At 61.6% G+C, this 18,272-nt stretch carries 16 protein-coding genes; 12 read left to right on the forward strand and 4 right to left on the reverse strand.

The window, feature by feature from the left end; translation table 11 throughout:
- Both ENZ74_RS00275 and ENZ74_RS00280 read right to left on the reverse strand, forming a co-directional pair.
- Positions 1-750 carry a GntR family transcriptional regulator gene (locus ENZ74_RS00275; RefSeq protein ID WP_027160933.1) on the reverse strand — a complete coding sequence of 250 codons (750 nt, stop codon included), beginning with the start codon at positions 748-750 and terminating at the stop codon, positions 1-3.
- A 130-nt stretch (positions 751-880) separates the two neighbouring features.
- Entirely contained in the window at positions 881-1,666 is a 786-nt protein-coding gene (locus tag ENZ74_RS00280) for an IclR family transcriptional regulator (protein WP_013530438.1), read from the reverse strand.
- Between the two features lie 95 nt (positions 1,667-1,761).
- Here ENZ74_RS00280 and ENZ74_RS00285 point away from each other — a divergent pair, with 95 nt between their 5' ends.
- The 8 genes from ENZ74_RS00285 to ENZ74_RS00320 all read left to right on the forward strand — a co-directional run bounded on the left by ENZ74_RS00285 (position 1,762) and on the right by ENZ74_RS00320 (position 11,978).
- Positions 1,762-2,865 (forward strand): succinylglutamate desuccinylase/aspartoacylase family protein, encoded by a 1,104-nt coding sequence (locus tag ENZ74_RS00285; protein WP_244514328.1) that lies wholly within the window; start codon positions 1,762-1,764, stop codon positions 2,863-2,865.
- Positions 2,855-3,793, forward strand: a complete 939-nt coding sequence (locus ENZ74_RS00290) for a threonine/serine dehydratase (protein ID WP_013530436.1) — start codon at positions 2,855-2,857, stop codon at positions 3,791-3,793. Before ENZ74_RS00285 ends, ENZ74_RS00290 begins: the two co-directional genes overlap by 11 nt.
- Before the next feature lie 158 nt (positions 3,794-3,951).
- On the forward strand, positions 3,952-4,971 hold the full coding sequence (locus ENZ74_RS00295; RefSeq protein WP_013530435.1) for a sugar ABC transporter substrate-binding protein: 1,020 nt from the start codon (positions 3,952-3,954) through the stop codon (positions 4,969-4,971).
- Between the two features lie 116 nt (positions 4,972-5,087).
- Positions 5,088-7,631, forward strand: coding sequence for an ATP-binding cassette domain-containing protein (locus ENZ74_RS00300; RefSeq protein ID WP_063168708.1), 2,544 nt, complete (start codon positions 5,088-5,090; stop codon positions 7,629-7,631).
- Between the two features lie 10 nt (positions 7,632-7,641).
- The gene (locus tag ENZ74_RS00305; RefSeq protein WP_013530433.1) at positions 7,642-8,664 is read left to right on the forward strand and encodes a Gfo/Idh/MocA family oxidoreductase; all 1,023 of its coding nucleotides are present in this window, start codon (positions 7,642-7,644) and stop codon (positions 8,662-8,664) included.
- 10 nt (positions 8,665-8,674) lie between these two features.
- The gene (locus ENZ74_RS00310) at positions 8,675-9,649 is read left to right on the forward strand and encodes an ABC transporter permease (protein ID WP_024503985.1); all 975 of its coding nucleotides are present in this window, start codon (positions 8,675-8,677) and stop codon (positions 9,647-9,649) included.
- Entirely contained in the window at positions 9,646-10,452 is an 807-nt protein-coding gene (locus ENZ74_RS00315) for a creatininase family protein (RefSeq protein ID WP_013530431.1), read from the forward strand. Before ENZ74_RS00310 ends, ENZ74_RS00315 begins: the two co-directional genes overlap by 4 nt.
- A complete protein-coding gene (locus ENZ74_RS00320) occupies positions 10,449-11,978 on the forward strand; it encodes an aldehyde dehydrogenase family protein (protein ID WP_245465976.1) in 1,530 nt (509 codons plus the stop codon). Before ENZ74_RS00315 ends, ENZ74_RS00320 begins: the two co-directional genes overlap by 4 nt.
- A 65-nt stretch (positions 11,979-12,043) precedes the next feature.
- Here ENZ74_RS00320 and ENZ74_RS00325 read toward each other — a convergent pair whose 3' ends face one another.
- Positions 12,044-13,606 carry a GMC family oxidoreductase N-terminal domain-containing protein gene (locus ENZ74_RS00325; protein ID WP_063168709.1) on the reverse strand — a complete coding sequence of 521 codons (1,563 nt, stop codon included), beginning with the start codon at positions 13,604-13,606 and terminating at the stop codon, positions 12,044-12,046.
- Positions 13,607-14,048: 442 nt separating this feature from the next.
- Between ENZ74_RS00325 and ENZ74_RS00330 the strand changes: the two genes are divergently transcribed.
- The gene (locus tag ENZ74_RS00330) at positions 14,049-14,567 is read left to right on the forward strand and encodes a ferritin-like domain-containing protein (RefSeq protein ID WP_013530428.1); all 519 of its coding nucleotides are present in this window, start codon (positions 14,049-14,051) and stop codon (positions 14,565-14,567) included.
- 145 nt (positions 14,568-14,712) lie between these two features.
- Here the strand turns inward: ENZ74_RS00330 and ENZ74_RS00335 are convergent, their stop codons facing one another.
- Positions 14,713-14,910, reverse strand: coding sequence for a hypothetical protein (locus ENZ74_RS00335; RefSeq protein WP_127312634.1), 198 nt, complete (start codon positions 14,908-14,910; stop codon positions 14,713-14,715).
- A gap of 825 nt (positions 14,911-15,735) precedes the next feature.
- Here ENZ74_RS00335 and ENZ74_RS00340 point away from each other — a divergent pair.
- The 3 genes from ENZ74_RS00340 to ENZ74_RS00350 all read left to right on the forward strand — a co-directional run bounded on the left by ENZ74_RS00340 (position 15,736) and on the right by ENZ74_RS00350 (position 18,257).
- Positions 15,736-16,506, forward strand: coding sequence for a hypothetical protein (locus ENZ74_RS00340; RefSeq protein WP_013530426.1), 771 nt, complete (start codon positions 15,736-15,738; stop codon positions 16,504-16,506).
- 38 nt (positions 16,507-16,544) lie between these two features.
- Positions 16,545-17,243 carry a TIGR00730 family Rossman fold protein gene (locus ENZ74_RS00345; RefSeq protein ID WP_013530425.1) on the forward strand — a complete coding sequence of 233 codons (699 nt, stop codon included), beginning with the start codon at positions 16,545-16,547 and terminating at the stop codon, positions 17,241-17,243.
- A 138-nt stretch (positions 17,244-17,381) separates the two neighbouring features.
- Entirely contained in the window at positions 17,382-18,257 is an 876-nt protein-coding gene (locus ENZ74_RS00350) for a DMT family transporter (RefSeq protein WP_244514330.1), read from the forward strand.
- Positions 18,258-18,272 lie beyond the last annotated feature (15 nt).

An 18,272-nucleotide genomic window follows, 5' to 3' on the forward strand; every position in this document is an offset into this window, starting at 1 on the left:
TTATCTTTGCAGCTCGAAGACGAAGTCGTAGACGTCTCCCTTGTAGCGTGTCTCGCAGTATTCCACGATCTGTCCGTCGGCGAGAAAGCAGCGGCGCTCGGTCATCAGCAGCGGTGCGCCCATCTCGCAATGAAGGTGTCTTGCATCCTCCAGCGATGCGCCGCGCGAGCGCATGCGCTGGATTGCCCTCTGAGGCAGGAAGCCGCGTGCATCTAGCGCTTCATAGAGGGAGTCCTGAACCATCTCGGGCGAAGGAAGGAAGCGAACCGGCACGGCCGAGACCTCGACGGCGATCGGCGCGCCATCGGCCGTCCGCACGCGGCGCATGCGGATTACATTGGTGTTTGCGGCAATACCCAAAGCCATCATTTCGGCTGGCGATGGACGGCTTATCTGTTTGGAAAGCCATAGGCATCCAGGCTTCAGGCCGCGCGCCAGAATGTCCTCCGAAAAGCTCGTCAGCGTCGAAAGCGATTTTTCGACCCGCGACCCGATCTCGGTTTTGGAACCATGCCGGCGATTGAGCTGCCCTTCCTCTTCGAGCAACGCCAGAGCTTTTCTCACAGTGACACGCGAGATCGACAGGGCTTCCGCCAGAACCCGCTCGCCCGGCAGAACCGCGCCGGCCTTCAAAGCGTTGGAACGGATCGCTGCCTCGATCGCCGATTTCAACCGTCGGTAAAGCGGCACATCGGAGGCTGTCGCTTCCATCTCCCGACTGACAAGCCCGATCAGGTTCACGGTTGTCATTGCTCTTCCTCCCGCGCGAGAAGCACCCAGGATCAAAACATTCCTGACTGGACCCATACTGGTATTATCAATCCGGTGCAAACGTCCCGCGGGCGGTGCCTCGTCCGCGCCGTCAGCGCACCACGGCCCCTCAGCGAACCCGCGGTGACAGCTTCATGGAGATGCGATCGCAGGCAGCACGCAGGACCTCCAGAGTAAAGGCATGGCGGCTTTCACGCGTATGGCGATTGATATAGGCGACGATAATGGAGGCGACGGCGCTGCCGTCCGGTCCGATGACCGGACAGCAGATATCGGTGATGCCGACGAAATCACGGCTCTCGCGCATCCAGTAACCGTCCGCGCGGATGGTACGAAGCTGCTTTTCCAGCGCCTCTCGATCCAGCGGCGCCGGCGAATGTGCCGCACATTCGTCGATCATCCGCGTCGCGACCTTTGGCGGCTGGAAGGCAAGGATCACATGGCCGGAGGTCGCGTCGGTGGCCAGGCGGCCGTAGCCGAGGCGCAGCGTGAACGCCATGTCCTCGCCGCCGGGAACGGCCGCGGTCACGACAGTCAAGCCATGATTGAAGACGACCAGGTGCGGCGACTGATTTGAGTCCCCGGCAATCCGCGTCAGCTCGGGCATTGCGGCGGACATGAGATCCTGAGCGCTCGGCGTGTGCAGCCCCAGCTTGAAAAGCTTGTCGGTCAACGAATAGGCGTCGGTCTCGGCGTTGCGCTCGATATATTGACGCTCCTGGAGCGCGATCAGCATCCGGAAAATCTCATTCTTCGAACGACCGAGGCCTTCCGCGATCTCCTTCATCGTCAAGGGCGCTCGCGCCTCCGCCAGCAGCTCCAGGACATCCAGACCCTTCGTCAGCGCCGGGGCCGAATAGGTCGGTTTGCCACTCTCTTTTGCGTCATCTGCCATTCGAAGAATCCCCGGTGGTCCACGCACGATAGAGACAAGAAATCGGAATTGCCATTGGTTTTATATCCAAACTTGGCACCATATATAAAACTGACATGATGACGGGGACAATGAATTTCGAGGCCGAGCCGATGACCGTCCAGAGACCAGCAAACACTGTCCGCGCGACCATCACGCCCCGGAACAACAGTGTTTACACGTCGGTCGATTTCGATCGCGAGGGCAAGCAGATCGGCTTCTTCCATGTGCCCCAATCGCCGCACGACGATGCCTGGGGCACGGTCCGCGTTCCGCTGGCCGTCATCAAGAACGGAGACGGTCCGACGGTCCTGATCGAGGGTGGCAACCACGGCGACGAATATGAGGGGCCGATCGCGCTCGGCGAGCTTCTGCGCGAGATCGATCCACGGGATATAGCCGGTCGCATCATCGCGATTCCGGCCATCAACATTCGGGCCGTCGAGGCCGGCACCCGCACCTCCCCGGTCGACGGGTTGAATTTCAACCGCAGTTTTCCAGGCGATTTCAACGGCACGCTGACAAGCCAGATAGCGGCCTATGTGCATGACATCCTGTTTCCGAAGGCCGACTATTTCCTGGATCTCCACTCCGGCGGTTCGTCCCTGATGATCCTGCCGAGCGCGATCATCGAGCCCTCCCCGACCGCGCAGGGGCATCGCAAGAACATCAAGGCGACGCTCGCCTTCGGGGCGCCGACCGTTGTCATGGTCGACAATCTCGGTGAAACCCGGACCTCGACCGCGTCCGCCAATCACCAGGGGCTGATCGTCATCGGCAGCGAGATGGCCGGCGGCGGCCTTGTCAGTCCGGATGCGTTGGCCATCTGCCGCAGGGGCATCCGCAATGTGCTGAAACATGCAGGCGTCCTGAAGGGCGCGCCTGACATTGCCCCTGGCGCCAACGCACGCGTGCTCAAGGTGCCCGGAAGCGAAGGCTATCTGCTTTCCGAGGAGGACGGTGTCTTCGAACCCTTGAGCCCCCTCGGCAGTGCCGTCAGCAAAGGCGACCTTGCCGGACGCATTCACTTCCTCCACACGCTGTCGCGCGCGCCCATCGATCTCCTTCACCCCATCGACGGCATCGTTTTCGCCAAGCGTCAACCCGGCCGCGTGCGCCCGGGGAATTGCTGTTTCGTGCTGGCCAACGAATATCCGGAGGCACTGACCGATGAGCCATGAAGACATCATGGCGGCTGCCCGGCGCATTGCCCCCTTCATACGGCGCACCCCGGTCGTCAAGCTCGACCATGCCACGGGCGCGAACCTCCAAAATGATGTCTATTTGAAACTCGAATGCCTCCAGGTGAGCGGCTCCTTCAAGATCCGGGGCGCCACGAACCGGGTGAAAACGCTCGAGCCGGGCCGGATCGAAAACGGACTGGTCGCCGCATCCGGCGGCAATCACGGCCTGGCCACCGCCTATGTGGCTGCCCGGGCCGGCGCTCCCGCCACCATCTACCTGCCGAACAATGCAAGCCCGCTGAAGGCGGAAAAGCTGCGCAAATGGGGCGCTGACGTTCGCTTCGAAGGCAAGGTCTGGGATGAAGCGCATGAGGCTGCATTGGCCGAGGCAAAAGCGCGCGGCGCCTTCTACATGCATCCCTTCGCCGATGCGCAGATCGTGTCCGGCCAGGGAACCGTGGCGCTGGAGATGGTCGACCAGATTCCCGATGCCGACATCTACATCGTCGCGATCGGCGGAGGCGGCCTCATCAGTGGCATGTCCGAAGTCCTGAAGCACGTCAAACCCGACGCCAGGATCGTTGGTGTCGAGCCGACCGGTTCACCGACCCTTCACGCCTCCCTGACTGCCGGCCGTGTCGTTCGCTTGCCCGAGATAACGACGAAGGTGGCGACCATGGCCTGCGGCCGCACGGACGAAAGTATCTACGAGATCGTCGCCAAGCACGTCGACGACATCGTCCTTGTCGAGGATGCGGACATGCAGAAAGCCGCTGAATTGCTCTGGTTCGAATTCGGCATCGCCGCCGACCTCAGCGGCGCGGCATCGCTGGCCGCGTTGATGAGCGGAGCTTTCAAGCCACCGCGCGGCGCCCGCATCGCCGGGCTTGTCTGCGGCGCCGGTGTCGAAGGCCTGAACGGCTGAGGTCGAGAAAGGCCGGTCCACGCAAGACGCGGCCCGACATGGATACGGCACGAGTGCCGCGGAATACCGCCGGAATGCCTGTCGCTGGGACGGTCGTCGTGCGGGACATGAAAAAGAGGCGAAGAATCGTCCTGTCGCAACAAGAGGAGAACTGAAACATGCGCATTTCCCTGAAAGCATCCATTGCTCTGCTTGCACTCGCCATCGCAACGCCCTCGCTTGCCGCGGAAAAGGTTCTTGGACTTGCGGCAATCGACTTGCAGAACTCCTTCTTTGTCCGCATGAAGGAAGCCGGCGACGTGGCTGCCGCCGACTATGGGGTGAAATCCACCTGGCAGAGCGCCGAGGGTAGCCTGGAAAAACAGGTCAGCATCATCGAGAATTTCATCAATCAGGGCGTCAGCGCGATCCTGATCGATCCGATCGACAAGAACGCGGTCATTCCGGTGATCCAGAAAGCCACTGCCGCCGGCATTCCGGTGATCACCATGGGCAACAAGGTCGAGGCAGGCTCGAACTATTCGACGCTCTATCCGGACTACGACAACATGTCGATGGTTGCCCGCGCGCTCGGCAAGTCGCTTGGCGGCAAGGGCGAAGTCGCCCTGCTCGTCGGTTCGCGTGGCAACTTCGTGTCCGACACGCGCGAAAAAGGCTTTGTCGAAACCCTGAAAAAGGAGTTTCCGGACATCAAGGTCGTCGGCATCGAGCCGACCGGCTGGGACGCAGCCAAGGCAACGAATGCCGCCCAGACATGGCTCACCACCTATCCGGACCTGAAGGCCATCGGCTGCATCTCCGACAGCCTTTGCCTGGCAGCCGATTCCGTTGCCAGTTCGATGGGAACCCAGCTGCTCTACGGCGGCTATGACGGCGACGCCGAGATGAAGCCGCTGATCGACGACGGCAAGATGGTGATGGACGTGCTGACCGGCGCCTATCGTGTCGGCTACTGGAACATCGCCGTTGCCGCTCGCCTGGCCAACGGCGAAAAGCTGCCGCAGGATCTCTACATGCCGACCTATTTCGTGACCTCGGATGCGACGGCGGCGAAGCTCAAGGCGGATGGCCTCACCTTCGAATACATCAACACCGACAAGGAGGCGGTGGAAGCCAAGAACTATACCGAGCAACTCGGTCCCAAGGTTCCGGCGACCGCCATGACCCTGGCAAAGTAACAGCCTAAAGCGGCTCAAGCGCCGGATGACGTATCATCCGGCGTCCCCTTTTCCTGACGATCGCCGTCGCCGCTTCCGTGGTGACCGCGCATGATGCTCGATAAGAGGACCGACCCATGTTCCAGTCCTGGACCTCTCCGTTACTACGGCGCAACGAACCGGTTCTCATCGCGGTGCTGCTGGTCGCCATCGCCGTCTTCGGCTGGATCGATCCGCGCTTTCTGTCGACCGGCAACCTTGTCAGCATCGCGCAGCAGAGTGCGGTCATCGCCCTCATCTCCTTTGCCATGACGGCCGTGATCATCGCGCGCGGCATCGATATTTCCGTCGGCAGCAACCTCGCCTGTTCCGGCATCGCCGCGGGTCTTGCCTATACGGCAACCGGCTCGGCGAGCCTGAGCCTTCTCGCCGCGATCGGTGGCGGTGCCGCGATAGGTCTGCTCAATGGAGCGCTGATCGGCTTTGCCGGCATCTCCCCTTTCATCGCAACGCTCGCCACCATGGCGTTCGCGCGCGGCCTGGCGCTCAGTCTCTCCGGCGCATCCAGCATCGCGGTCGCCGATCCGGTCCTGCTTTTCGCCGGACGCGAGACAATCGGCCTGCTGCCGGTCTCCGTCATCATCGCCGCCATCTGCCTGAGCCTCTGGTGGTTCGTGCTCAATCGAACGGTATACGGGCGTTGGATCTATGCGATCGGCGGCAATGCGGGGGCGGCGCGGGCCTCTCTGGTTCCCGTCGACCTCGTGCGCATCTCCGTCTACCTGATTGCCGGTGCGACAGCCGGGCTCGGCGCGATCCTCACCATCGGCCGCCTTGGTTCGGCACAGCCGCTTGCCGGCACCGGCCTTGAATTTACAGCCATCACAGCCGCGATCATCGGCGGCACGAAACTCTCCGGCGGCCAGGGCTCGATCTGGGGAACGGCGATCGGGGCGCTGCTGCTGGGCGTCATCAACACCGGCCTGTCGTTCCTGCAGGTGCCGCAGATCCTGATCTATTTCGTCACCGCGAGCCTCATTCTGGTGGCCGTTCTCACCAGCCAGCCGGAGAGTGTCGCCGCCTTGTTCAAGACCGGTGGCCGCAAGTCCACCCCGTCGCCCCGCAACACCGCCGCAACATCGGTCGGCAAACACAGCATCGCCTTGCGCGGGCTTGGCAAGTCTTTTCCGGGCGTCAAGGCACTCGACGGTGTCAGCTTTGCCGTCTCGGCCGGCGAGGTGGTGGGACTTGCCGGCGAGAACGGGGCCGGGAAATCGACGCTGGTGAAGTGCATTTCCGGTCTACATCGCCCGGACGAGGGTGAGATCGTCATCGACGGCAACGCCGTCCAGTTCCACTCCCCCAGCGCCGCCAAGGGCATCAGCGTCATCCATCAGCATTTCAGCCTTTCGCCGGACCTGACCGTGGCGGAGAATCTCTTCATCGGCCGCGAACCGCACACCCGCCTGGGATTTCTCGACCGGGCCCGGATGCGGCGCGATGCGAAAGCCATCATGGACGAGCTGTCGCTCGATATCGACATTGGCGCGGAACTGCGAACGCTTTCCGTCGGGCACCGGCAGATGGTGGAAATCGCCCGTGCCGTTCTGTCCGATGCCTGGTTCTTCATCATGGACGAGCCGACCAGCGCGCTCTCCAACCGCGAGCGCGACCAGCTCTATGACCTGATCGACAGGCTGAGAGCTCGCGGCGCCGGCATCCTCTACATCTCGCACAAGATGGAAGAGATCTTCAGCCAGTGCGACCGCGTCGTCGTTCTGCGTGACGGGCGCTTCATCGGCGAGCGCCAGACCAGCCAGACCAGCGAGGCCGAGATCGTCTCCATGATGGTCGGGCGCGATGTCGGCGACATCTTCCCCTATCTCAAAGCGCAAGTCGGCGAGACCGCGATCGAGATCAGCAACATCTCCGATGGCAAGCTCTTGAAGTCTGCGACGCTCAGCGTGTGCAGGGGCGAAATCGTCGCGCTCGCCGGCCTGATGGGCAGCGGCCGCTCCGAAGTGCTCAGGCTGATTGCCGGCCTCGATCCCATGCATGGCGGCACCCTCAGAATTTTCGGCGGGCAGCAGACCAGCGGCGACACCAAGACCGCCAATCGCGCCGGCATCGTCTACATACCGGAAGACCGGCATCTGGAAGGCTTTGTCGGCACGATGTCGATCAGGGATAACCTGTCCCTCGCCTGGATTCGCGACAACAGTCACTTCGGCCTGCTGAGACCTCGCCACATCCTGGCTCTCGCGCGCGATCTCATCGGCTCACTCGGCGTGCGGCCGGCCCAGCCCGACAAGATGGCCATCGAACTCTCGGGCGGCAATCAGCAGAAGGTCGTCATCGGCAAATGGCTTGCCACCAAGCCGAAGATCATCCTGCTCGACGAGCCGACACGCGGCGTCGACGTCGGCGCAAAGTCCGAACTCCATCACCTGATCGCAAGATTGAAGGCCGAGGGCGCGGCGATCCTCATGGTGTCGAGCGAGTTGCCCGAGGTCCTCGGCGTTGCCGACCGCATCGTCGTCATGCGCGAAGGCCACTCTGTCGGCACGCTGGCGCGTGGGGCGACGGAAGAAGATGTGATGACGCTGGCCTTCGGTGATCGCACGATCACACCACCAGCCTGCGCACCCCGGCCAGCATCCAACCTTGCACCATGCCTGTAAGGAGGACCCTTTGAGCAAATTGAAGATCGCCATCGTCGGTGCCGGCTACATGGGTCTCCTGCATGCGCAGGTGGTTGCCGAGAGCCCTGTCGCGGAACTATCGGCATTCGTTGATCCGAACGCTGCCTCGGGAAGCAAGGCCGCGTCCGATTTCGGCGTCCGGCATTTCACCGATGCCGCCGCCGCGCTGACTGCCAATGCCGCCGACGCCTACATAGTGGCGGCACCCGATACGCTGCATGAAGACGTCTGCCGCACTCTGCTCGATGCCGGCAAGCCGGTGCTGCTCGAAAAACCGATGGCTCATGATCTTTCCGCTGCCAAGGCGATTGCGAAAGCGGCGGAGAGAAACGGCGCGCGTCTGTTGGTCGGCCACATCCTGCGGTTCGACCCGCGCTATTGCGAAGCCGCGGCAGCGGTGAAATCCGGGCGGATCGGCGAGCCGATCCACGGCAGCAGCGGCCGTTTCACCAATCGCGAAGTCGGTCTTCGCATGAACGGAAACTCGAGCGTCTGCTTCTACCTCGGCGTGCACGACGTGGATGCGCTGCAATGGATCTCAGGTTCAGACATCATCGCCGTCTACTCCCGATCGGTCGCCAAGCTCATGCCTTCGCTCGGAGTTCGCTCCGAAGACGCGATCTTCTCCACCGTCGAGCTGTCGAACGGAATGAGCGGACAGCTCTACTTCGGCTGGACGCTGCCACCGACCGTTCCGACCGGCATCTGGGCGCGCACCGAAATCATCGGCACCGAAGGCATGATCGACCTCGACGTGCGCGACCACGGTCTACGTATCCTATCGCATGGACAGTGGTCGCAGCCCGACGCCTTGCACTGGCCGACCGTCAATGGCCGCATCACCGGGGATCTCTTCGAGGAGGTCCACCATTTCATTTCCGCGGTTCGCGACGAAACCCCTTTCGTGATGCCGCTCGACGACGCCCTGCGCGCCGTCGCCGTCAATGATGCAATCCTGCGCAGCGTCAAATCAGGCCTGCGCGAACCGGTCGAAGATTGGCACATCCGATGAGAGAACCCTCATGACCCGCCAACAGAACATTTGGTGCAGGCGCTTTCTCGACCTCTCGCCGTTGATCCTGCTGGTCATCCTGCTGGCGATCTTCGCGCTCATCGACGCCCGCATCGTTTCAACCGCCAGCCTCATCAACATCGTCGCCCAGGCGACCCCGATCGCCATACTGGCGCTTGGCGCCCTGATCGTTCTGCTGACGGCAGGCATCGACCTGTCCGCCGGCGTCGGCGTCGCCTTCTGTGCCGTCTTCATCGCCAGCCTGATCGACGGCGGCGCCAGCCTGCCGCTTGCCTTGCTCGTCGGCTTTGCCGTGATGGTGGTGATCGGCCTCGCGAACGGCGCCGTTATCGCACTGTTGAAGATACCGCCCTTCGTGACGACATTGGCCACAATGGTCGCGCTGCAGGGCGCAACGCTTGCCGTTGCCTCCAAAGGCGTCCTGATGCTGAAGGATCCGACGCTTCGCGCGGTCGGCATCGAACGCAGCTTCGGCATTCCCAATGTCATTTTCGCAACGCTGCTGATCGTCGCCGTAGCAGCAATCCTGATGCGGCACAGCCGTTTCGGGCTGCGTACCTATGCGCTCGGATCGGATGCCGGAGCCGCGGAACTTGCCGGCATCCCGGTGACGAAACACACGATCCTCGTCTATTGCGCCTCCAGTATCTTCGTCTTCCTGACAGCCGTGATCATGATCAGCCGGGTGCCGGTCGTGACGCCCAACATCGGCGGGACCTCGCTGCTTCTGGACGCGATCGCCGCGGCCGTACTTGGCGGCACCAGTATTTTCGGCGGCAGGGGAACGGTGTGGGGCGCGGTCGTCGGCGCGCTGATCGTCAGCCTGCTGACGACAGCGCTTCGGGTGTTCGGCACGGACCCGTCCAGCCTCGAACTCTACAAGGGAGCAATCATCATGGTCGCTCTCCTGGCCGATTCCGGCATGACCTACGCCAAGGCCCGGCTTGTCGAGGCAGCACGATGAACGAGCCAGCTCCGGCCTTGCCGATCCCGCCTGGATCCAGCTTTGCGCTGATGACCTCCCCGGATACGGAAAGACACGCGACAGCCGGCGTGCATAAACCCGTCGTCATTCTACCGCTCGGCGCTGTCGAGCAACATGGCCCGCATCTGCCGCTCGGCGTCGATTGCTGGCTTGCGGAAGCGGTTGCGCTCGCCGCGGCGGAAGGACAGGCCTCCATCCGTGTCGCCGAACCTTTCGCCTATGGCTCGTCCGAGCATCATCGCTCTTTCTCCGGCACCATGAGCCTCAGCCCGCAGATCTTCATCGCCGTTCTCGTCGATCTCTGCACCTGCCTTGCCGAAGACGGCTTCCTGCCGGTCATGCTGAACGGCCATGGCGGAAACCGCGCCGCCATCCAGGTGGCGATCACCACCCTTGGCAAGCGTGGCATCGTCACCGCGGGTTTCTCGTATTTCGATCTCATCGCCGACGTGGCGGCGCAGGCCCTGCCCGATGCCGCCACAGGCACCGGTCACGCTTGCGCGCTTGAAACGTCGTTGATGATGCATGTGCTTGGCGACAGCGTTCGCCGCGATCTCATCCCGCCAGGCGGCACTCCGCCATCCTGGCCGGATCCTCACCTTTACGCCGCGCCGGCCGTCACCGTCTGGCGCCGTTTCGAAGCCATCCGCGACAACGGCGTCATCGGCACGCCATCGCAGGCAAGCGCGGAGGCCGGCAGCAGACTTTTCATCGCAGCCGTGGAACGCAGCCGCGCCGCCATTTTGAACATCCAATCCGAATTCGGCCAAAGGAACGCATGATGACAGTCCATTTCAAATCTTCTCTCGAAGGCCCCAACCTGCGTGGCATGGCGATCGTCTCGGAGCCGGAAGCAGCCGCCCGCATCGGCATCAACCGCATCGGCGGCGAGTGGATTGCCGGCAGCTCGGGCAAATTCCTGAAAATCGATAGTCCTTCGACGGGCGAGCATCTCGGCTATCTCTCCCTTTCCACCCGCGCCGATGTCGGTCGCGCGGTGAAAGCCGCCGAAGGCGCACGCGGGACCATGCGCAAGATGGGAACCTTCGCACGCGCTCAATTGTGCATACGCATCGCCGACGCGATCGACAGGCGCGCCGAAGAGCTTGCCCACCTGCTCTGCCTGGAACAGGGTAAGCCCTTCCACAGCGAGGCAAAGGCCGAAGCATCGGCGGCAGCTCTCGGTTTCCGCAATGCGGCAGAGCAGATGAAGTGGCTGGAGACGGCGGCGTTTCCCCTGGCCGATGCCAACAAGCGCGCCTTCAGCTTCCTGCAGCCGAAGGGCATCTTTGCCATCATCACGCCATGGAATTTCCCGCTCGCCCTGCCCTGCCTCTACTATCTCGGACCGGCCGTCGCAACGGGCAACACCGTTGTCTGGGTGCCGGCGCCGACGACATCGCTGATTGCCACGGCACTTGTCGAATGCTTCATCGAGGCGGGCTTGCCGGACGGCGCCATCAATCTCGTTCTGGGAGATGGTGCGGAGGTGGGCGACGAGGCCGTCGTTCATCCGGGCACCCATGCCATCGGCTTCACCGGCAGTTCCGCCACCGGCGCGACGATCGCCCGGCGTGGCGCGGGCAAGCCGCTTCTGCTCGAAATGGGCGGCAACGGCCCGACCATCGTGCTAGCCGATGCCGATATCGACATGGCCGCCGCCCAGGTGGGGGCCGGCTGCTTTGCCAATGCCGGGCAGATCTGCACGGCCACCGAACGCGTGCTGGTGCATAAATCCATCCATGACCGGTTTATCGAAGGTCTGGTGAAAGCGGCCGCGAAGGTGAAAATGGGCGACCCTTTCGATCCCGCGACGACGATGGGGCCGATCAACAATGCGGTCGCCGTCGACAAGGTGCTCAGCCACATTGCGGACGCCCGCGCTCGTGGCGCCGAGATCGTCACCGGCGGCAATGTGGCGTCGGGTTTTGCCACCAATCTCTATTTCGAGCCGTCGATCGTCACAGGACTGACCCGGGAAAGCCTGCTCAACGTCGAGGAATCCTTCGGGCCGATTGCACCCGTGCTGACCTTCGAGACCGACGAGGAGGCGATGGAACTTGCGGCGTCCAGCCCCTACGGCCTGTCGGCCGCGGTCTTCACCAGCACCATCAAGAACGCCTTTGCCTTTGCTGAAAGCCTGAGGGTCGGTATCGTCAACGTCAACGAGATGAGCTGCTATTGGGAGCCGCATATTCCTGCCGGCGGCGCCGCCGGGACGCAGAGCGGCCTCGGCCGCACCGGGGGTCGGCACACGCTGATGGAAATGTGCGACCTGAAGACGATTACCGTGGACGTCACTCGCTGACATTCAAGGCCCGCGCCTTTTGCGCGGGCCTCCCGTGCGACCGTATGCCGTTCGGCAGCGAGCTGTCAGATGGACCGGCGCAGGCTGTCGGCCATTTTCTCGCCAATCATGATCGAGGTCAGATTGGTGTTTGCCTGGCAATCGAGCGGCATGATCGACGCATCGATAACCCGCAGCCCTTCAAAACCGTAGACCCGGCATTCCGGATCGACCACGGCCTCACCGGGCCTACCCATGCAACAGCCGCCGATCCCATGCTGCGCATCGGAAGACTGCGCCAGCAGGAAATTGTCGACCTCCTCGTCGCTTGCCATTTCGAGCCATGACAAAGGCAGATCGGAATCCCCCAGCAGGACGCGCTCGGCGATCGCCTGGATCGGCGCTTGCCGGGCAATCTCGCCAAGGTGGCGATAGGCGATACGCATGCGCTGAAGATCCATCGGATCGTCCAGCATGTTCTCTTCCACGATCGGCTGGTCGAAGGGATTGGCGGAACGCAACTGCACGGTGCCCCGGCTCTTGGCTTCCATCAGGATCAGATTGACCATGGCCTCGCCGAACTGGGCGCTGTCGGATTCCACGCCGATACCGCCATGGTTCATGGCGACGTAAAGAATGTCGTCGCGCTCGGCACCCGGCACGCCGGAACTCGTCCGCACACAGCAGTTGGTATGCCGCGCGTCGACATCGGTCGCCTTGAATTCCGGCTTCAGCTTCAGTTCGATGCGGCAATAAGGATGGTCGAAGAAACCTTCGCCGACCGGCAGGTCGGCAAGCACCTCGATGTCCTTTCGATTCAAGAGAGCCGCCGGACCGATGCCCGAGCGCTGCAGGATGACTGGAGAGTGGATGGCGCCGGCCGAGACGATGACCAGCGGCGCCTCGAATTTGCGAACCTGACCGGCCACGATGGCCAAAACGCCGATCGCTTTCTTGCCATCGAAAAGCACCTTGTCCACCGTCGCCTGCCCGATGATGGTGAGGTTCGGCCGGTCGCGGGCAGCTTCCAGATAGCCGTCATTGACCGACACGCGCTTGCCGGCTCGACTGTTGATGGGATAGGTGCAAGCCCCTTCGGCATCCGGAGCATTGAGATCGTCATGCCAGGGATGGCCGAGGGCCATCGCGCTTTGGCGCATGGCCTTGTCGACGCTTCCCCAGCTTTCGACAGGCGCGCGGTAGATCGGAATCGGGCCATCGCTGCCGTGAAAATTAGCCGCGATCGGGTCATCCTCCAGCCGGCGGAAGAAGGGCAGCACGTCGGCTCCCGACCAGCCCTTGCATCCGATTTCCTCCCAGCGGTCGAAGGCATGGAGCACGCCGCGAATGGCAATCTGCCCATTGACGGCCGTCGAACCGCCAAGCCCCTTGCCGCGCCAGTAGACCCGATGCTCCTGCCGCTTGGTGCGGCGAGCCATCAGGTCGGGGTACATATATTGTTGCTGAAAATGATCGGGAAGCAGCAGGTTGAAGGGATTTGGACTCGCCATCTCGGCAGGTTGCTCGCCGCTCCGGTAGTCCGGCCCCGCTTCCAGCAAAAGCACGTTCGTGGCCGCATCTTCGGTGAGCCGGGCGGCAAGGACAGCCCCGGCTGCGCCGGCTCCGACAACGATGACATCAAAGGGCATGCCGCACTCCCTACATCCGACCAATGCACGGCTCACTCGACCGCGACATCATCTTTGATTTCATTGTGCACGATCATCTGCTGGCATTCAGGCTCGGCGACGGACGCCGGAACCGACCACCTTAGCCGCCGTTGCACGACAGCAAGATCATCATGATTTGTTTTATATGTAAATATGATTTCGTATATGAACCCATCGGAAGTATCTCTTTTCACCATCTACTCCATACAGCGCGACGAACCCCGGTGCTTTCCGTCCCCCCTGCCGGCGGCTCTCACACCGTCATCGTCCATCGCCTTTTGATGTCGATCGGCCCTCGATAAAAGCGGTGTTCGACGCGCTGCCCTTCCACGTCGCCCCCAGGGAACAACTGCTTCCATGGAAAGTTAGTCCATGGCTACACCGCCGGTGAGCTTTCACGACAATCCAAGGGAGACAAATCATGGCGACTGCAAAAAGAGCGACGACCAAGGGACTGGAGGCTTTGTTCCTCGATGGGCTGAAGGACATCTACTACGCTGAAAAGAAGATACTCAAGGCCTTGCCGAAGATGGCAAAGGGCGCCGAATCCGAGGAGGTGGCTGCGGCCTTCGAAAAACATCGCATGGAAACCGAAGGCCAGGTTGATCGGCTCGAGCAAGTGTTCGAACTTATGGACAAACCGGCGCGCGGCAAAACCTGTCCGGCGATCGACGGCATTCTTGAGGAAGGGTCGGAAATTCTCGACGAATACAAGGGCGACCCAGCCCTGGATGCTGGGCTGGTCGGCGCGGCACAGGCCGTCGAACATTATGAAATCGCGCGCTACGGCACGTTGGTCGCGTGGGCTGAACAGCTTGGCAAGAGCGACGTGGTCAAGCTCCTCAACGAGACATTGAAAGAGGAGGTCGCGACGGACGAAGCGCTTTCCGGGCTGGGCGAAGGCGGTGTCAATGAGCGCGCCCTGGAGCAAGCTGCCTGACTGGGCGTCCTGACTGAAGTCGCCCCGGCAAAGTCGCCGGGGCGACTTTCGCGACCCTAACCGCAGCGTCGTCGATAGCACCTCTTTCAGATGCAATCAGACCCACCCCGATACTTCGGGGTGGGTCTGCTGAAATCACCCGCGATCAGCGGTTTTTGTGACTTTGTTCGCCAGCTTTCACGTGCTGTTCGTGGGTTCCACCACGCATGCCGGATCCATCGCCCTGCTGCCGTTGACCACCACCAGCGGCCTGCTGTTGCTGACGGTTTTTATTGTCGGCATTCTTGTGGCTCTGCTGGCCTGCCTTCACATGCTGTTCGTGGCTACCACCTTGCTTGGGCATTCTTCTTCTCCTTCACAATGCACGAGGCGACAACCGCCTCGATTGCCTAAGAAGAGTCAGGCGCGAACGTTCCCTTACGTAACATTTTGTGAAGACCCTCAGACAAGCCGGGCGTTCGAAGGAGCTTGAGATGGATGCCGACCCGGAGAGCGTTGCGCCAACCTCGGGAGTAAGGTGCGTTGCACTGTCCCGCTGAATTGAAATGGGTGGTCTCGAAAGCTTGCTGGATAGCGAGATGCGCACCTTGCCACGCCGTTTATGCATTTGCGCGGAACGGTGGTGCTGTTCGCGTAGGCCGCATTGGGAGTCATCAGAGGTGCCATGAGAACGGCGATTGTCGAGATGGCGGTGAATGTTTTCGTCAAGCTGCGTAGCATGATCGAATTCCATCCTTGGATTCAGTTGAGGTTCAGGTTCGACCGCTCAGCCTTTTGCGGATGTCAGTCTGGCGTTGCGGCTGTGATGTTGGGCAACTCAGCGTAATTCAGCGTGAAATAACGATCATCGTTCCCCGGTGTCTTCGCATGATCGTCGAGAGATGATTTCCGGTCTTCGCGGCCCGTGCATCCGGATGGCTGTCAATGGAGGCTCGGCAGGCGATCCGCTTAGACAATGTCGTCGGCCAGGGCTGCAAGGCCCCGCCGACACAGAAGCTCGCCGCGGGATAAGGCTGGCCGAGGCAATTGAGAGAAGTAGATCAACCGTCACCTTGCAGGAACCGCCAATGCGATCTGCCTGTTAGCCTGGACGGACCCATTCCAGCGCAATTCACGTTGAGATCACGCGGAGCACTGCAAAGCATGCGTCATAAGGGAGGAACCCGACATGACGCTCAACATCAATAAGCCGCTGCGTGTAGCCCCAGTCGAAATTTCAGCTCGCGAAACAGCCTCATCCTTCACGGTTCGGTCTCCGCGCCTCCTTGCTTGGCGCAGCGCGTTAACGGCACGGATGTCTGGCCCTGGGGGAGCCTACAATGTCGGCAACCTCATTGGTCTTTGTCAGGGGATTACGGCGCAGATTCTCGTATCCGGCGATCTGAACCAACTCCTCTGGACAGGCGCGCCGGCCGCCATCAGCCATTATTTGACGGGCAATTTCGCTGCGATCGCAATGACCTCGGCGACGGCGATCTTCTTCGCCAGCGGCGAGATCTACCATCGCGCCTGGAACGGACGTCTCAAGCCTAGGGAAAATCTCAACCGCCTGGGTGATTTCCTGTCCGGCGTTGGTGCCGGTTGCCTTGGCCTGGCCCTGTTTGAACTTGGCCATCCGTTGCTGGCGTTGACATCGGGCCTGCTTCATTCCGTTGGAAAATTCGGCAGTGCTTGCCACCGACCCGGTGTCCGGATCCTCAACTTGTCGGAATACGGCCCCGACCCGTTTCGCGTCATGGTCCTTCTCAGCCGGCTGCCGGCCCTCATCGCCGCCGGGACAGAACTCTGTGCATCGCTGTTCAAATTCGAAGTCGAACAGCCACAGCATTGGTCTACGCCCGCCAGCCTTCTCGTTTGTTACCTGCTCTGGTCCTGGGCTGACCTGCTTCTGTTCCGATCGAGCCAACCTCGCGCAGCCCGCGATCATTCCGCCGGCTGATCAAGCTTCGCTATTCCAACCTCATTTGGAGAGACACCATGTTTGGATCATCATCCGACAATTCCGCAGAACAGATCGGCCGCTCCTATCCCTTGCAGCGACGCATCGGCACGATCTGCGTTTTCGGCGGCGCCATGCTTGGCAACGATCCCGACCACGCCCGTTGCGCCACCATCCTTGGCGAGACGATAGCCGCAGCAGGTATTCGCCTGGTCTATGGCGGTGGCTGTGATGGCCTGATGGGCCAGGTGGCTATTGCCGCAGCAGAAGGGGGTGGAACCGTGATCGCGATCACCCCGCAGTTCCTGATCGAGCGGATGAGAATGCTATTATCGGGATGCCAGACGATTTCAGTTCCCGACATGAGTATCCGCAAACAGCTCATGTTTGACTACGCGGATGCATTTGTAGCCTTGCCTGGCGGCATCGGAACCGTTGAGGAACTGACCGAGGTCATGACGCTTCGCAAGCTGGAAAGGCACTGCAAGCCGCTGGTCCTGGCGAATTTCAAAGGCTTCTGGTCACCACTTCTCGGCGTCTTCGAGAGCATGTCCGAGGCTGGCTTCATGAACTCGTCAACTCGATGCACGCAAATGGTTTCGGCAACCCCGGAGGCCATCCTTCCGCTTCTTCAGCGCAGCGTCAGTTTCGAGCAGAACGAACCGCCAACGCCCGTCCTGCTGCCCACCATCCCCGTCTTGCGCAGATCACATATATCGAGTGCTGGCCCCGGATAGATCGCGAACCAAAAGACGCGTTCTTCCGCGCAACACCAGCCACCTCGACGATGACGGGGTCCGTCGGCCCCGATCATCGCTTTCAAACCCGATCACAAACCGTTGGAGCCATTGCCCGCTGTGGTGATGCGATCAATCATGTCCAGATTCAAGGCAAATTCCTTGCTAATGCTTGCTGCGCTCATTTGGGGAGTGGGCAATGTGTCCCACAAGACCATACTGGCCCACCTCGATCCCATGGCGGTTGTTTTCCTGACCAGCGTGATCGCCGGACTGGTGACGTTGCCATTCGCGGTGCGGGAGCGCGACCCCGAAACCAACACCGGCTGGTTTCCAAGTGTGGCGAGAGTGGTTCTGCTTTTTGCTCTCGGCTGTGTGGTCCAGCAATTGTCCTATGTCAGCACGACGGTGACGAACTCGAGCCTCCTTATCAGCGCTTCCACTGTTATCACGCCGATCGCCGCATGGCTGATCATGAGGGAGCGTCCAAGTGCACTGATCCTATTCGTCGCAATTCTGACGGTCGTGGGATCGGCTCTCCTGGCGGGCGGCTTCAATGGTTCGGCAACCGCCGGCGACGCTTTCGCCGTCCTGACTGCAATCTGTTTTGCAGTATGGACGGTCGAACTCGGGCGGCATGTGCAGGCACATGGCCATCCCTTCGCGACGGCGGCCGCACAGTTCATCGGCACGGCCGTTGCCACGCTACCTTTCGCCCTGCAGGGCACAATGACATTTCAGGCAATTATGGCAGCATGGCCAGAACTCATCACGCTTGGTGTGTTCTCGACCGCTGTCGGCTTTTGCCTGCAGACTTCTGCACAGCGCTACACCACTTCGTCCCATGCGGCGGTGATTTGCAGCGGAGAGGGTGTGTTCGCCGCCATTTCCGCTGCCGCTCTGCTTGGTGAACGGCTTTCGCCCGACGGGCTTCTGGGTGCGGGCGTCATTCTGTCCTGTGTGCTGTTCACCGCCGTCTCGGCGGGCCCGAAGCTCGATCCGTCAGTGTCATGATCGCCTCGGCAATGT

The sequence above is a fragment of the Mesorhizobium sp. M7A.F.Ca.CA.002.15.2.1 genome (genome assembly GCF_003998715.1).
Lineage (GTDB): Bacteria > Pseudomonadota > Alphaproteobacteria > Rhizobiales > Rhizobiaceae > Mesorhizobium > Mesorhizobium ciceri.

Bases quoted from the DNA above. Each gene is read 5' to 3' on its own strand.
- ENZ74_RS00275 (WP_027160933.1), bottom strand. From the start codon at position 750: ATGACAACCGTGAACCTGATCGGGCTTGTCAGTCGGGAGATGGAAGCG.
- ENZ74_RS00280 (WP_013530438.1), bottom strand. From the start codon at position 1,666: ATGGCAGATGACGCAAAAGAGAGTGGCAAACCGACCTATTCGGCCCCG.
- ENZ74_RS00285 (WP_244514328.1), top strand. From the start codon at position 1,762: ATGATGACGGGGACAATGAATTTCGAGGCCGAGCCGATGACCGTCCAG.
- ENZ74_RS00290 (WP_013530436.1), top strand. From the start codon at position 2,855: ATGAGCCATGAAGACATCATGGCGGCTGCCCGGCGCATTGCCCCCTTC.
- ENZ74_RS00295 (WP_013530435.1), top strand. From the start codon at position 3,952: ATGCGCATTTCCCTGAAAGCATCCATTGCTCTGCTTGCACTCGCCATC.
- ENZ74_RS00300 (WP_063168708.1), top strand. From the start codon at position 5,088: ATGTTCCAGTCCTGGACCTCTCCGTTACTACGGCGCAACGAACCGGTT.
- ENZ74_RS00310 (WP_024503985.1), top strand. From the start codon at position 8,675: ATGACCCGCCAACAGAACATTTGGTGCAGGCGCTTTCTCGACCTCTCG.
- ENZ74_RS00315 (WP_013530431.1), top strand. From the start codon at position 9,646: ATGAACGAGCCAGCTCCGGCCTTGCCGATCCCGCCTGGATCCAGCTTT.
- ENZ74_RS00320 (WP_245465976.1), top strand. From the start codon at position 10,449: ATGATGACAGTCCATTTCAAATCTTCTCTCGAAGGCCCCAACCTGCGT.
- ENZ74_RS00325 (WP_063168709.1), bottom strand. From the start codon at position 13,606: ATGCCCTTTGATGTCATCGTTGTCGGAGCCGGCGCAGCCGGGGCTGTC.
- ENZ74_RS00330 (WP_013530428.1), top strand. From the start codon at position 14,049: ATGGCGACTGCAAAAAGAGCGACGACCAAGGGACTGGAGGCTTTGTTC.
- ENZ74_RS00335 (WP_127312634.1), bottom strand. From the start codon at position 14,910: ATGCCCAAGCAAGGTGGTAGCCACGAACAGCATGTGAAGGCAGGCCAG.
- ENZ74_RS00340 (WP_013530426.1), top strand. From the start codon at position 15,736: ATGACGCTCAACATCAATAAGCCGCTGCGTGTAGCCCCAGTCGAAATT.
- ENZ74_RS00345 (WP_013530425.1), top strand. From the start codon at position 16,545: ATGTTTGGATCATCATCCGACAATTCCGCAGAACAGATCGGCCGCTCC.
- ENZ74_RS00350 (WP_244514330.1), top strand. From the start codon at position 17,382: ATGTCCAGATTCAAGGCAAATTCCTTGCTAATGCTTGCTGCGCTCATT.